This window comes from Polynucleobacter sp. AP-Reno-20A-A9 (genome assembly GCF_018882085.1).
Classification (GTDB): Bacteria; Pseudomonadota; Gammaproteobacteria; order Burkholderiales; family Burkholderiaceae; genus Polynucleobacter.
On record NZ_JACVPB010000003.1, the window covers coordinates 170113 to 184858 of the forward strand.

The 14746-nt window shown below is 46.3% G+C and carries 15 protein-coding genes; 4 read left to right on the top strand and 11 right to left on the bottom strand.

Translation table 11 applies throughout. The features are described from left to right. Positions 1 to 24: 24 nt before the first annotated feature. Positions 25 to 1194 carry an acyl-CoA dehydrogenase family protein gene (locus ICN39_RS04145; RefSeq protein ID WP_216232822.1) on the top strand — a complete coding sequence of 390 codons (1170 nt, stop codon included), beginning with the start codon at positions 25 to 27 and terminating at the stop codon, positions 1192 to 1194. Between the two features lie 12 nt (positions 1195 to 1206). Beyond that, positions 1207 to 2391 (top strand): CaiB/BaiF CoA-transferase family protein, encoded by a 1185-nt coding sequence (locus ICN39_RS04150; RefSeq protein ID WP_216232823.1) that lies wholly within the window; start codon positions 1207 to 1209, stop codon positions 2389 to 2391. Here the strand turns inward: ICN39_RS04150 and cls are convergent. From cls to ICN39_RS04165, 3 genes are read right to left on the bottom strand one after another with little or no spacing between them, the layout of a single operon-like run. Continuing rightward, positions 2388 to 3866 carry a cardiolipin synthase gene (gene cls, locus ICN39_RS04155; protein ID WP_216232824.1) on the bottom strand — a complete coding sequence of 493 codons (1479 nt, stop codon included), beginning with the start codon at positions 3864 to 3866 and terminating at the stop codon, positions 2388 to 2390. The genes ICN39_RS04150 and cls overlap by 4 nt on opposite strands. After that, positions 3863 to 4615 carry an endonuclease/exonuclease/phosphatase family protein gene (locus ICN39_RS04160; protein WP_216232825.1) on the bottom strand — a complete coding sequence of 251 codons (753 nt, stop codon included), beginning with the start codon at positions 4613 to 4615 and terminating at the stop codon, positions 3863 to 3865. Before ICN39_RS04160 ends, cls begins: the two co-directional genes overlap by 4 nt. Further along, the gene (locus ICN39_RS04165; protein ID WP_068321724.1) at positions 4615 to 4815 is read right to left on the bottom strand and encodes a (2Fe-2S)-binding protein; all 201 of its coding nucleotides are present in this window, start codon (positions 4813 to 4815) and stop codon (positions 4615 to 4617) included. Before ICN39_RS04165 ends, ICN39_RS04160 begins: the two co-directional genes overlap by 1 nt. 66 nt (positions 4816 to 4881) lie before the next feature. Here ICN39_RS04165 and ICN39_RS04170 point away from each other — a divergent pair, with 66 nt between their 5' ends. Both ICN39_RS04170 and ICN39_RS04175 read left to right on the top strand, forming a co-directional pair. Beyond that, the gene (locus ICN39_RS04170; RefSeq protein WP_216232826.1) at positions 4882 to 5577 is read left to right on the top strand and encodes an ABC transporter permease; all 696 of its coding nucleotides are present in this window, start codon (positions 4882 to 4884) and stop codon (positions 5575 to 5577) included. Beyond that, complete coding sequence (locus ICN39_RS04175) at positions 5570 to 6277, top strand: ATP-binding cassette domain-containing protein (RefSeq protein WP_216232827.1); 708 nt, start codon at positions 5570 to 5572, stop codon at positions 6275 to 6277. The genes ICN39_RS04170 and ICN39_RS04175 overlap by 8 nt, the downstream gene beginning before the upstream one ends. Here ICN39_RS04175 and ICN39_RS04180 read toward each other — a convergent pair whose 3' ends face one another. The 8 genes from ICN39_RS04180 to ICN39_RS04215 all read right to left on the bottom strand — a co-directional run bounded on the left by ICN39_RS04180 (position 6278) and on the right by ICN39_RS04215 (position 14737). Beyond that, positions 6278 to 6583, bottom strand: coding sequence for a hypothetical protein (locus tag ICN39_RS04180; RefSeq protein WP_216232828.1), 306 nt, complete (start codon positions 6581 to 6583; stop codon positions 6278 to 6280). Between the two features lie 10 nt (positions 6584 to 6593). After that, positions 6594 to 7649 (bottom strand): formate dehydrogenase subunit gamma, encoded by a 1056-nt coding sequence (locus tag ICN39_RS04185; protein WP_216232829.1) that lies wholly within the window; start codon positions 7647 to 7649, stop codon positions 6594 to 6596. Between the two features lie 47 nt (positions 7650 to 7696). Continuing rightward, complete coding sequence (locus tag ICN39_RS04190) at positions 7697 to 7933, bottom strand: hypothetical protein (RefSeq protein WP_216232830.1); 237 nt, start codon at positions 7931 to 7933, stop codon at positions 7697 to 7699. Further along, positions 7933 to 8589, bottom strand: coding sequence for a formate dehydrogenase FDH3 subunit beta (fdh3B, locus tag ICN39_RS04195; RefSeq protein WP_215392297.1), 657 nt, complete (start codon positions 8587 to 8589; stop codon positions 7933 to 7935). Before fdh3B ends, ICN39_RS04190 begins: the two co-directional genes overlap by 1 nt. Positions 8590 to 8616: 27 nt before the next feature. Beyond that, positions 8617 to 11595, bottom strand: a complete 2979-nt coding sequence (locus ICN39_RS04200; RefSeq protein WP_216232831.1) for a formate dehydrogenase subunit alpha — start codon at positions 11593 to 11595, stop codon at positions 8617 to 8619. A 67-nt stretch (positions 11596 to 11662) separates the two neighbouring features. Beyond that, a complete protein-coding gene (locus ICN39_RS04205) occupies positions 11663 to 11884 on the bottom strand; it encodes a formate dehydrogenase (RefSeq protein ID WP_216232832.1) in 222 nt (73 codons plus the stop codon). Between the two features lie 115 nt (positions 11885 to 11999). Next, positions 12000 to 12650: a molecular chaperone gene (locus ICN39_RS04210; RefSeq protein ID WP_216232833.1), complete on the bottom strand. Its 651-nt coding sequence runs from the start codon at positions 12648 to 12650 to the stop codon at positions 12000 to 12002. Further along, positions 12647 to 14737, bottom strand: coding sequence for a 4Fe-4S binding protein (locus ICN39_RS04215; RefSeq protein WP_216232834.1), 2091 nt, complete (start codon positions 14735 to 14737; stop codon positions 12647 to 12649). The genes ICN39_RS04210 and ICN39_RS04215 overlap by 4 nt, the downstream gene beginning before the upstream one ends. Positions 14738 to 14746 lie beyond the last annotated feature (9 nt).

A 14746-nucleotide genomic window follows, 5' to 3' on the forward strand; every position in this document is an offset into this window, starting at 1 on the left:
TAAAACCTATAAGTTGAGACTTTTATGAATCACCCCACTCCTAAGCCAGACCAATACCAAGAAATGCGCGAAGCATTGCGCGATCTCTGCGGGTCGTTTGACTCCGTCTATTGGCAAAAAATTGATCATGAACGAGGCTATCCCGAGGCTTTTGTAGATGCCATGACTAAGGCTGGTTGGTTGGCTGCATTAATTCCAGAGGAATATGGTGGCTCCGGATTAGGGCTTGCTGAAGCCTCCGTAATCATGGAAGAGATTAACTTTTCTGGAGGTAACTCCGGCTCATGCCATGGGCAGATGTACAACATGGGCACCCTATTACGCCATGGCTCAGACGCGCAGAAAAAAATGTATCTGCCAAAAATTGCCACAGGTGAACTACGTCTTCAAAGCATGGCTGTTACAGAACCAACTACTGGTACCGACACCACCAAACTGAAAACGACTGCAGTGAAAAAAGGTGACAAGTATGTAATCAATGGTCAAAAGGTATGGATCTCCAGAATTCAGCACTCTGACTTAATGATCTTGCTGGCGCGCACCACTCCGCTCAGCGAGGTACAACGCAAATCAGAGGGCATGTCGATTTTTATCGTCAATCTTGCTGATGCCATTGGTAAAGGCATGGAAGTGCGACCTATTGCGAACATGGTGAACCATGAAACTAACGAAGTGTTCTTTGACAATCTGGAAATCCCTGCAGAGAACCTCATTGGCACCGAAGGTCAAGGATTTAAATACATTCTAGATGGCTTGAATGCCGAGCGAGTCCTGATTGCCGCCGAATGTATTGGTGATGCCTACTGGTTTATCGATCGCGCCCGCCGCTATGCCAATGACCGAGTTGTTTTTGATCGCCCAATTGGTAAAAATCAAGGGATTCAATTTCCGATTGCTGATAGCTATATAGAAACAGAAGCTGCCAATCTCATGCGCTTTAAAGCTTGTGAGTTATTTGACAATCACCAACCCTGCGGCCCAGAGGCCAATATGGCTAAATACCTGGCAGCTAAAGCATCATGGGAAGCGGCAAACGTCTGTTTACAAACTCATGGTGGCTTCGGTTTTGCCAATGAATATGATGTTGAACGAAAGTTTAGAGAAACCCGCCTGTATCAAGTGGCGCCTATTTCCACGAATTTAATCTACTCCTATATTGCTGAACATGTTCTTGGCCTCCCAAGATCCTTCTAAGAAGACTTTAATATGAGCATTCGTCCATTGGATGGCATTACTGTTGTTTCTTTAGAGCATGCTATTGCAGCTCCCTTCTGCACGCGCCAATTAGCAGACTTAGGTGCGCGAGTTATCAAGGTTGAAAGGCCTGGCGGGGGTGACTTTGCTAGAGGCTATGACACCCAAGTGGATGGACTCTGCTCTCACTTTGTTTGGGTCAATCGCTCCAAAGAAAGTTTGACCTTAGATCTTAAACAACCGTCAGCAATTGCAGCACTCAAGACATTACTAAAGACGGCTGATGTCTTAGTACAAAACCTCGCGCCAGGAGCGGCTGCTCGTATGGGACTCACAGCTGAGATTTTGCAAAAAGACAATCCTAAACTCATCCTGTGCGATATCTCTGGCTATGGCAATAACGGCCCTTATCGCGATAAAAAAGCTTACGACTTACTTATTCAAAGTGAAGCCGGATTCTTGTCTGTTACCGGAACCCCTGAAACACCCAGCAAAGCCGGAAATTCGATTGCTGATATTGCAGCGGGTATGTATGCCTATACGAATATCTTAGCGGCTCTATTGCAAAGAGGAAAAACAGGCAAAGGCTCGGTCATTGATATCTCTATGCTCGAATCCCTCGCCGAATGGATGAGCTTTCCTCTGTATTACGCCTACAAAGGTGCGGAACCACCACCAAGAAATGGCGCCTCTCACGCCACCATCTATCCATACGGTCCTTTTAAAGCAGGCGATGGCAAGACTGTCATGTTGGGATTACAGAACGAACGTGAATGGGTTCAGTTTTGCGAAACTGTTTTAGAAAACCCTGCACTCGCCCAAGATGAGCGCTTTGATCGTAACTTCAAGCGCAATGAAAAGCGTATTGAGCTGTTAAAAATTATTGATGCCTGCTTTAGTCAGCTCACTTCAGAACAATTGATCGCGAGACTCGAAAAAGCGCAAATTGCAAATGCCCACCTTAATGATATGGAAGGTCTTTGGAAGCATGAACAGCTTAAAGCACGTAATCGCTGGACTGAAGTAGACACTCCTAACGGCGCCATTGCTGCCTTACTCCCCCCGGGTTTAAATAGTAGCTATGACTATCGCATGGATCCCATCCCTGCGGTTGGAGATCATACCGACTCCATCCTTAAGGAATTGGGGTTAGTAGAGTCAGATATTGCTAGCATGAAGGCAAGCGGCGCGATTTAAAGTAGTGGCGAAGTGAGGTGTGCTGCGTTCTCAAGATAGCGATGCCAGCGCGGGCGCTTTGCCCAGGCCTTAGGATCGACATAATCAGATTTCTCTAAATAGGACTCAATTAACTTCTCAAGATTGGCGCAGAAGTCATCGTTATACACAATCAAGCTAATTTCAAAGTTCAGACGCAAACTACGTTGATCAAAATTTACCGAGCCAAAGATTGCAATCCGCTTATCAATCAACAAACTCTTGGTATGCAAGAGTCCGCCTTTAAACTCAGCAATCTTTACTCCGGACGCTAATAAATCCTGATAAAAGCTTTTACTACTCCACGCAACCAAAGTGGAGTCGTTCAGCTTTGGCAAAATCAAAGTCACGTTCACACCGCGCCTTGCAGAGGCCATCAATGCTTGCATGAGGCCATCATCCGGACCAAAGTAAGGAGTGGTAATAGTAAGCTCCTCACGTGCATCGATGATGGCCGAGAGCATTACTTGATACAAAATATCGTCACGATATACCGGCCCTGAAGCAAATTCCTGGGCGATGACCCCACCCTCCTTTGGCGCCACTGGAGGGGAGCAATCATTAAAGTGGGTGATCTTAGGATTATCAACGCTCCAGTCAAAGGCAAAGGTCAATTCAAATTGGGCTGCCACTGGACCCTCAATGCGAACCATGGCATCTACCCACTCTCCCACTCCAGAGTCCTGCTTAAAAGTGCGAGGGTCAACCATATTCATACTACCCGTCCACACTACAGAACCATCCACTACAAATATTTTTCGATGCAAGCGCAAATCTGCACGGCGGAACTGAAAGCGGCCAATCTGAATCGGCAATGCTTCAGTTACTTGAATGCCTGCATTTCGGAATCGGACAGGCCAAGATGACTTAAACCAGTCTTTGCTACCTAAAGAATCCAATAGAACGCGGCAATCTACGCCGCGCTTTGAAGCAGCGATAACAGCCTCACCCACTCGATCGGCATCACCACCCAAAGCCCAAATATAGAACTCTAGATTCAGGCTTGTTTTTGCCTGATTAATCTCATCAATTAAGAGTTGCAGAATTTCTAGTGAATTTGTATGCAGCTCCACTTTATTTCCATCCACTACTGGTGTGCCATTCTTGGATTGGGCCAATAAACTTAAAGCCCTAGACTCAATAGGTAACTTCTGTCTCTCACTTGCAAACTCTTGACATAGCTGTTGAGTAATTTGCGCATACTCTAGATTCATGCGTTTAATTTTTCGCGTCAAACTTCTTCCCACGGGACGTTCGCCAATCAGTACGTAAAGAGCAATTCCCATTAGCGGGAAGGTCATCACGATAAAAATCCAAGCAAATGCAACCCCAACAGGTCTTCTTACAGAAATGATGGCGCCAATAAAATACGTTACCAATAAGAAGTGAATTAGCAAAATCAATCTCAAATTGAATGCAGATTGTGTATTGATAAAAAAGCCTAATAAATCATTCATTCAAGTTCCAATTCAGCGGTAATACCTAGGTGATCTGACAGCTTTAACCATTCATGCAAAATTTCTGCTGAATGTACTTTTATTCCTCGAACATAAATCCTATCCATTGGAAGCAATGGTTTCACACTGGGAAATGTTTTTGCTGGGGAGCCGGTGAGCAATTCAAATACCTCATCAAAGCCAGCAGCCTTCATGGGGGCGCTCACACGATTACGCCAATCGTTGAAGTCTCCCGCTACGATCGTGGGTCCATTTTGAGTTAGATCCTGGATATGCCTAATGATCGCCTCTAACTGCCGCTCCCTGCCCCGCTCAAAAAGCGCCAAATGCACACAGAAACAATGAATAGGCAGATCCATCCCTTCCAATCTTGTAACGCTATGAAGCAGGCCACGACTCTCAAAGCGATACGCTGAAATATCGTAGTTATTTCCCTTTTGTTGCGGATGCTTAGAGAGGATGGCATTACCATGATGTCCATCGCGATACTCCACATTTTTCCCATAATGCCAATCATGCCAAAAATCTTCCGAAAGGAAGTGCGTCAACTCCGTTAGCGGCCATTGACTAAAGCGACGGGCTCTACCCCGATGCTCCTGTTGCAACTCCTGCAAGAAAAGAAGATCTGGATGATGGCTGCGCATTTTTTCACGCAACTGATAAATCGTGGAGTAGCGATGCAAGGGGGATAAGCCCTTATGGACATTCATACTCAATACCGTGAAACGGATAGCTTTATTAGGGCTCATTAAAACTGACCCGCAGCACGCTGGCGTCGAACGCGCGCCAAGTAGATTTCGCCTTCGACTAATTCCTGGCACTGCATGCATTTATTGCAAATGGATGCCTGCTCCCGCAACTCATCAATCGAGTCTATTGGGTGAGCATCCAAATATTCGCGTAAATCCACGTCGAGGACCTCATTACAGAGGCAAACCACTTCAGCCATAGGTCAAAAATAGGGGAATCAATCTCATTACAGTCATTTTGCCATTGCCTTGATAGAATCAAGCGCATGTTAAAAGCTTTTCAAGACGCCCTTTCCTTGCTTACCCACCTTGATGGCAGCGTTCTGGGGATCGTCTGGGTCTCCCTGCAGGTCAGCCTTACTGCCCTTCTAATTGGAACCCTCTTGGGCCTGCCGATTGGAGCCCTGCTGGCAACAGAACGTTTTACAGGCAAAAAGACCATTATTGTGACCCTGAATACCCTCATGGGGGTTCCTACAGTCATTGTTGGCGTGTTGGTATACCTAATGCTGTCACGCACAGGGCCTCTTGGCGTCTGGGGTTGGCTGTTTACCGTCAAGGGCATGATCGTGGCTCAAACGTTGCTCACAACCCCTTTGATAGCCGCCCTCAGTCGTCAAATATTAGAGGACTCCTGGAAAATACACCGCGATTCCTTTCTGAGCCTCAAATTGCCATCCCTTTCCCGCTTTAAATGGTTAATTTGGGATTGCCGCTTCTCGCTGACCATTGCCGTGCTTGCCGGCCTAGCTAGAGCCATATCAGAGGTTGGAGCGGTCATGATTGTTGGCGGGAATATTGATCATTCAACCAGAACAATGACAACTGCGATTGCGCTAGAGACTAGCAAAGGTGATCTACCTTTAGCTCTCGCCCTTGGCATCATCTTGCTTACCATTGTCCTTCTGGCCAATTTATTTACGTTTGCAGTTCGTCAAATTGCGGAGCGTCGATATGGCTAATCCAATGGAGCATTTTGAAAAGTTCATTGAGCTCAAAGACATTATTGTTAAAAGCAATGGCAGAACCATCCTAAATATCCCTCATGCGCTGATTCCAGCAGACAGAATTACCGCCTGCATTGGCCCCAATGGCGCTGGCAAAACTACCCTACTCAAACTTCTAGACGGACTCATCAAGCCAGATAGTGGAACAGTAAGCTACTCGTTTAAAACAAAAACGGCTTTGGTTTTACATCACACACCAATGATTAAAGCTTCAGCAAAAACAAATCTAACAATAATTTGTGATGCAGATGCATCCATTAAGAATGCTGATGTAGACCGCGTGATTGAACAAGTGGGTCTAGGCAAGTTCGTCAACAGCCCAGCTCAAAAATTATCCGCAGGTGAAAGACAAAAGCTTTGTCTTGGAAGAGCCATTCTTCAAAAACCCAATTTGGTTTTGCTCGATGAGCCTACCGCCAACCTTGATCCCAAGACTACCGAGCAAGTTGAAGAGTTGATCCGTCAATTTGATCGGCAGGGAGCAGATGTGATTTTTTCATCTCATCAACTTGCCCAAGTACAAAGGCTGGCTGAACATATTATCTTTATTGACCAAGGTGAGATAAAAGAAAAGGGACCCGTAGGCCCCTTCTTCAACAATCCTCAAACACCAGCAGCTAAACGCTACTTACAGCAAGAGTTGCTCAGCGATTAATTACTTAGATGCTGGTGCGGCTGGTGCTACTGGAGCAGCCGGCGCAGCAGCTGCGGCAACCACTGGCGGAACAAATGGTGGTGGAGCGACACATGCAGCTGGCGCTGCAGTCCCAGCTACCTTAAAACGATCGGCAACCCGATTTTGCGCCTGGCATAACTGATAGGCGCCAACTTTATCGCCGTAAGCAGTTTTAGCTTTAGCTAAATCTGCTGCTGCCTGAGCTTCTGGCGTCAGCGGTGGAAGAGTCGCAAAAACTGCGGCAGAGGCAAATGCGCCGAATGTAAAAGCAATGATTTTTTTCATGGCCTTGTCCTTATTTATTAACCTTGTTGTACCAGAGCTCATGGTGCTCTTTCGCCCAAGTAGCATCTACATAGCCTGTCTTCATACCATCAAGAGAACCTTGCATACCTATTGAACCAATATAAATATGCCCCATAGCCATAGTAGTCATCAAGATAGAAGCTGAACTGTGAATGATATTTGCTAACTGCATAGTTCCACGAATATATTGAACTTCCATGAAAGGAACGATCATGTCGAGCACAAAACCAGAGGATGAAATTACCAAACCTAAGAAAGTCATGCCAAACCAGAACCAAATTTTCTCACCGAAGTTAAAGAAGCCCGCAGGAGGATGCTTTCCGCCGAACATCCCACCAAATGACTTGATCCAAGTAAGGTCGCCTTGACCTGGGATATTTCTGCTTGCAAAGAGCAGGAAGAAGATAACAACGCTCAGTGTAAATAACGGCCCAGTGTAATTGTGAATATTTTTGCAAACCATTAAGAAGGAGCCATAAGCAACACCACCCATTAAAGGCATTGCAAAATACTTGCCATATAAAATTAACAAGCCTGTAAATGCAAGAGCCAAGAAACTGAATGCCATCACCCAATGTGTAAAGCGTTCAAAGCCATTAAAACGTTTGACTTTTTGGCCAGACATCGGTGCATGTAACTTAATTGGGCCTTTAATGATGAAAAGAGCAGCAATACCAAAGAAGCCAATGGCCAACAACCAGCCACCGAATACCGTGATAACACCATTGCGAATTAAGCGCCATTGTTGACCAGAGCGCTGAATTAAAACGCTAGCCTCTTTATCAGGGATGCTGACGAAGTTGTATGGATCGCTATTTGCTGTTGTAAAAATGGAAGGGTTTGCTGGCTGCGATTGTGCTTGAGTGCCGTTAGCCAAAGCATTTGGATTTGCCGGTACTGACGAAGGCGGAATATCTACTCCGCTAGCAGATGGCAAAGGCAACATCGGTGCGCGCTCCGCGAAACTGATTCCACTTGCCATAGTCAGCGACAAACCAGCAGCCACTACCAAAGTGCGTAGAACTTTAGAAAATGATCGTTTCATACACATGTCCTTAAACGTTTTCGTTTTATTTATTATTATTTAGTTGATCACTTAACGCGACTGTATTCGTTTTGACCTTGATTGCGCTTGTCAATCGACTCAGTCCAACTAGCCTGGTTTCCTGGTGTCCAATTCTTGGTCATAAATCCATTATTGGCACCCATATAAGGGGCCACATCAGGACGCTTAGCAGCTTTCGCAGCAATTTCTGGTGGCTCAGAGCAGGCGGCCAACAACAATGCCGCTGCAAAACATAAACCGAGAGATTTGAAATTAACTTTCATTATTTAGCTCCTGGAATTTTTGCAGCAGGTGTTGGCGTAGGCGCTGGCGCGTCTGGTCCACCGTACGCAGTGTTCCAACCAAAAGCCTTAGATCCTGGGTACTTGCCATTCTTCTCACGTGTCGCAACACGATTATTAAAGATGCCGGAAATAATATCGCTATCACCGCCGATCAATGCTTTGGTTGAACACATCTCAGCACAGAGTGGCAACTTGCCTTCTGCCAAACGATTGCGTCCATATTTCTCGAACTCTGCAACACTGCCATTTTCTTCAGGGCCACCACTACAAAATGTGCACTTATCCATTTTGCTACGGGAACCAAAGGCGCCCTTACTTAAGAACTGCGGCGCGCCAAATGGGCAAGCAAAAGAGCAATAGCCACAACCGATACAGATATCTTTATCGTGCAGTACAACACCCTCGTCTGTGCGGTAGAAACAATCTACTGGACACACCGCCATACAAGGAGCGTCGCTACAGTGCATACACGCAACTGAAACTGATTTTTCTTGACCGATGATGCCATCATTTACCGTAACAACACGGCGGCGATTAACACCCCAAGGCACTTCATTATCATTTTTACAGGCGGTGACACAACCGTTGCATTCAATGCATCGCTCTGTGTCGCAAATAAATTTCATTCTTGCCATTGTGTTCTCCTGACTTTATTTTTTGACTTAGGCAAATTTTTCGATTTGACACATGGTGGTTTTAGTCTCTTGCATCATCGTCACTTGGTCGTAGCCGTACGTTGTTGCAGTATTGACCGCTTCACCCTGAACTACTGGAGCAGCACCTTCTGGGTAGTACTTCCGAATATTTTCGCCCTGCCACCAACCTGCAAAGTGGAAAGGTACAAAGGCGGTTCCTTGATCAACACGCTCTGTAACCATTGCGCGCACTTTGATCTTGGCGCCAGTTGGCGACTTCACCCAAACATAATCCCAGTTCTTGATGCCGCGGTCCGCTGCAGCCTTTGGATTGATCTCCACAAAGTTTTCTTGTTGAAGTTCTGCCAACCATGGATTGGAACGGGTCTCATCTCCACCGCCCTCGTACTCAACCAAACGACCAGAGGTCAGAATGATTGGGAACTTCTCATATAACTTCTGATTCAAGTTTTGATCTTGAACAGTCTTATAGAGGGTTGGCAAGCGCCAGAAGTTCTTCTTATCAGCAGAAGTTGGGTATTTGCGCATCATTGGCGCATTTGTACTGTAAAGCGCTTCACGGTGAGTTGGAATCGCATCAGGGAAGTTCCATACCACTGCACGTGCTTTGGCGTTACCAAATGGATGGCAACCGTTCTTCATTACAACGCGTTGAATACCACCAGACAAGTCAGTCTTCCAGTTCTTACCTTCAGCTAGCTTTTTCTCGTCATCAGTTAACTGATCCCACCAGCCTAATTTCTTTACGAGCACGTGATCAAATTCCGGGTAACCAGTGGTGATCGCTGAACCCTTAGAGTATGAACCGTCTTCAGCCAACAAGCTCTTACCCTCACGCTCAACACCGAAGTTAGCGCGGAAGTTTCCACCGCCCTCCATGACGCTCTTACTGGTGTCGTACAGATTTGGCGAACCTGGATGCTTAATTGCTGCTGTACCGTAGCAAGGCCAAGGCAAACCATAGTAGTCACCTGTTGTGTCGTATCCCGTTACCGGGTCAACACCACCACGAGACTTCAGGGTCTTAGGATCGAATGTAGCAACCATTCTCATGTGTGCTTTTAGACGCTCAGGGGTTTGACCGGTGTAGCCAATGGTCCAGCACGAGCGATTGATCTCACGCAAGATGTCTTCAATTTGTGGCTCTTTCCATTGCTTACCAGCAAATTTAGAATTGAGTATCTTGTAGTTCTTAGACAACTCTTCGCCGAAACCTAAGCGATCAGCAAAAGCTTGCATGATCACGTGGTCAGGAACAGACTCAAACAATGGGTCGATAACTTTCTCACGCCACTGCAATGAGCGGTTCGATGCTGTAGCAGAACCACAGGTCTCAAACTGCGTTGCCGCTGGCAATAAATACACATTACGATTCTTATTAACCGCCTGACCTTCTGCGGCGGGCATTGCAGCCATTGCAGCAGTAGCACTTGGATATGGATCCACAACAACCAAGAGATCCAATTTATCCATTGCGCGCTTCATATCGAGGCCACGAGTTTGGGAGTTAGGCGCATGACCCCAGAAGAACAAACCTTTCACGTTAGTCTGCTGGTCGATCATGTCATTCTTTTCGAGAACAGCATCCACCCAACGAGAAACAGTAGTGCCTGATTTCTCCATCATGTCGGGCGCATAGCGGCCTTTAATCCACTCGTAGTCAACACCCCAAACGGTTGAGAAATGTTTCCATGAGCCCGCAGCCAAGCCATAGTAACCAGGTAATGAGTCTGGATTAGGACCAACGTCAGTTGCACCCTGAACGTTATCGTGTCCGCGGAAAATATTCGTACCGCCGCCAGACTTACCTACGTTACCCAATGCCAGCTGCAAAATACAGGAAGCACGCACAATCGCATTACCAATAGTGTGCTGGGTTTGACCCATACACCAAACAACGGTACTAGGACGATTCATTGCCATGGTTTTGGCAGCTTGGTAAACCTGAGCCTCTGGAACACCACAAGCTTCTTCAACTGCTGCAGGAGTCCACTTCTCCATTACTTCTTTACGAATCTCTTCCATGCCATAAACACGGTCGTTGATGTACTTCTTATCTTCCCAGCCATTTTTAAAGATGTGATACAGCATGCCAAACAAGAAAGGAATATCAGTACCAGAACGAATACGGATGAACTGGTCAGACTTAGCAGCAGTACGGGTGTAGCGCGGATCAACCACAATCACCTTACAACCATTTTCTTTTGCATGTAAAAGCATCAACATCGAAACTGGGTGTGCCTCAGCAGCATTTGAACCAATGTACAAAGCAGCTTTGGAATTCATCATGTCGTTGTAGCTATTAGTCATCGCACCATAGCCCCAGGTGTTTGCAACACCCGCTACCGTTGTGGAGTGACAAATACGAGCCTGATGGTCTGTATTGTTTGTACCAAAGAAAGAGACCCACTTACGAAGTAAGTAGGACTGTTCATTATTGTGTTTGGAGGAGCCGATAAAGAACATCGCATCCGGAGAGTATTTCTCTCGAATGCTCTTCATCTGCGCAGTAATTTCAGTTAAGGCTTGGTCCCAAGAAATACGTTGGTACTTTCCATCAACCAACTTCATTGGGTAACGCAAACGATAATCACCGTGTCCATGCTCACGCAAGGCGGCGCCTTTAGCGCAGTGGGCACCCATATTGATTGGGGAATCAAATACTGGGTCTTGACGAACCCATACACCATTCTCAACGGTGGCATCTACTGCGCAGCCTACGGAGCAGTGAGTACAAATAGATCTCTTGACTTCAATCTTACCCTTGCCATCTAGCATTGCCTTGCTTTGCTCGGCTGAGGCCTTTTGCACAAAGCTCAATTGACTAGCAGCGATACCAGCACCAACTCCTACGCCTGAACGCTTTAAGAATGTGCGGCGATCCATCGTTGGTACAGCAGCCTTTAAGCCGCGTGACAGACTACCAATTAGACGCGATGTGGAGCGACTGCTTTGTGGGGTAGCGGATTTACGAGTCAGACTCATATGATTTCCCTGAGAAAGTTTTTTTAATTATTTGGAAACAGTTAAAGCAATAGTGAAACTATGATGGTTAGATCAGAGTAGATTCGTAGTACTTGCGCATGTGAGCAGTCATTGTTTGACCCGCATCTTTCACAGCTTTTGCACCACTAATTTCTTGGATAACAGCCTTGCCAACTGGAGTTTGACTTACTACAGCAACAGCTCCAACCGCAGCGCCTGCACCAATAAAGAACTTACGGCGCGATGGCTTGTTTTCTTCGCTTAAAGCAACTTTGGATTTGGTGGTCATTGCATGCTCCTCTGGAATTATTCTTGATTTGGGTCAAGTGTAATAGGAAATCGCATTTTTGACATATTGGTGTAACTATTCGTTATTAAGACAATATTTATATTGCGATGCAACATCAAATCATGTCGAAACCCTGTCCTTCAATTGCCAGGAATTCTCGGGTTAGCGCGGCGATTGGGTGATACAGATGCATCTCCGGAATACCCTCTATTGCATCGCAAAATTCGTCATACCAAGGGCGGATATGCTCATTGAAAAAAACCCTTTGATTTGTAAGGTTTGAGATCTCCACGTCATCCCCCGCAATAAGGTAGCGCATGACCTCACTCAGTGCTGAGATATGGTCTTCGGTTTCAGTCATTTCTTCCGCGGCCTCAAGCCCAAAACCCTCCAAAGCCTTGCGTATATTCACCAAGGGCTTTTCGTTCAAATGGCCGGCCATATAAAAGGAGCCATTCAAAACGACATTAGGCTTACCAACACTGATGAAATTCAAATCAAACTCTTCATGCCAAGCCTTGGCAGGATTATTTTTAGCAACCTCCACTACATCCATCCAAACCTTAGCCAAGGGCGCTTCGTCTGCCGCGTCTTGTTGATCGGCAGTAGCGGCAATTTGATCTAAAAGCTCTTGATCAGGCGGCATCTGAAAAAAACGGGCGATCAAGCCATACAAATCTGCTCTAGCCAGATCTTCTGGCAGGCCAACATCCCCCACTTCGGCAGATAAATTCTCTTTTGCTGCTTCTTTAGTAATTTCGCTCATGTTTCTTTTTTCACCATATCTACCACTCGACAATCACTACACATCTTCAATCGATCCATTGCAGCGCCAGCAAATGCACCATGAGCGCCCAGCTTGGTAAGCATGAGATCAACCATCTTGAGTGTTCCGAAAGGCTTGCCACAACTAATGCAATGGAAAGCCTGGGTTTCATTCAGGGTGGTCCGCTGCTTGCGCTGCTCAACTGTTTGCAAACGAGGCGCAAGAGTTAATGCCTTCTCGGGACAGGTTTGCACACAGATACCGCACTGAACGCACTGCTTTTCAATAAAAGAAAGAATGGGTTCATCGGGATTATCTAAAAGAGCACCTTCAGGACAGCCGCTGACACAAGACATACACAAGGTGCAAGAATCTTTGTTAATGGTCAGACCACCCAACAAGGAAGACTTTGGAAGTATGACTCCCGCCTCAGGTAATGGCGTCTTAGCTTGTTTTTGTAAATGCTCTAGCGCTGCCTCTAGCGTTTCGCGCTTCTGATTTGATAAACCAATACTTGCAGGAGTGCAGATAGGGCCAAGTGATCCTCGCTGACGTAAAGCTCCCATTGCTTTAGATACCGTCGATAGATCCTGAACAGAACTCGCTAAGATCAAGTGAACGCGCTCATCAAAGCCATACGCTTTGAGAATGCTATTTGCTAAATCCGCTTGCTCTTCCAGCGCTGCACGATACGCAGGATCCTCGTCTCCGCTCAATAACAAAGTGACTTCAGCAAAACCATATGTCAGTGCACCTAACCATAAGTCCAAACCAGTAGAGGCGATATGCTCAATACCATAAGGAATAACAAATGATGGAAGACCTTCAAATTGTTTTGGCATGACATGCGCAGACCTGCCCAAGCCATCAATCATTTGCGTACCGGCTTTTAAGGTATGCAATAGCAAGCTGGGAGCCATCGCTTGATTCAACTTTTTAGCTTCGGCAGTAAAGACGCTCGCTACCGTTTTCAGCTCCTTGCCCTGATGGGCAACGCTTGGGTAGTTGTAACGCATTGCGCCGGATGGGCAAGTGGTAGCACAGGCACCACAACCCATGCAAAGATTTGGATTGACCTCTACAGATCCTTGGCCATTTTTAAAGATCGAGCCAATAGCGCCAGTTGAGCAAACATCAATACAGGCATTGCAGCCTACTTTGCCATTACGACCATGCGCACAAATTTTTTCGTTATAGGAAAAATATTTAGGCTTCTCAAACTCCCCCACCATCTCCGAGATTTGATTGACTGCCAGCGCCTGCTCTAGGGGATCAACACCAGGGGCAAAGTATCCCTGCGGGGTTTGACTCATGCGCATTTTGGGGTCTACACGCAGGTCCAAAATTAAATCGAACTCAGAACTACGCTCGCGCTCTTTTCGGTCAAAAGAAATGGCACCAATGCTGGCACATGCAGTAACGCAATCGCGATGAGATTTACATTTACCTAAATCAATCTGAAAGGAGAGATCAATGGCGCCCTCAGGGCAAACCTCAACACAGGCCCCACAGCGAGTACACATCTCTGGGTCAATCGGATTTTGCAGCTCCCAATTTACAGAAAAGTTTCCTAGATAACCATCCAACTTATTGACCGCACCAGTAAAGATTGGATAACTGCGACTAAGCGGCAAGTCACCAGGCTGCGTACATAAGACAGAAACATCTAAAGATGGGCTTAATTTTTCGACCCAAGGAATAGCTTGGGAGCCAGCGCCGATAATTAACAACCTACCCTGACTTTCGTAATTCACAACAGGAACAGGTTCAGCCTCCGGCATATCAGCTAAAGCCAATAAAGCGGCAATTTTAGGTCCGGATGTTTTGGCTTCTTGAGTCCAGCCAGCTACTTCACGAATATTGACAAAACGTAGTGGCGCAACTAACGGCTTTTCAGATTGGTCCGCTAGCTCACTAAAAAGTGCCCCTTCTTGCGTACACGCTATCACCAGGGAATCAGAACCGTCTAGTGCCTTTAAAAAAGAGCCGACCTCTTGTCTACACAAGGATGTGTGAATCGGAACCCCGATAGCTTTTGCATCCAAAGGCATGGTGCCATTGCAATTACAGACTAATTTTTGACTCATGCGCTATCT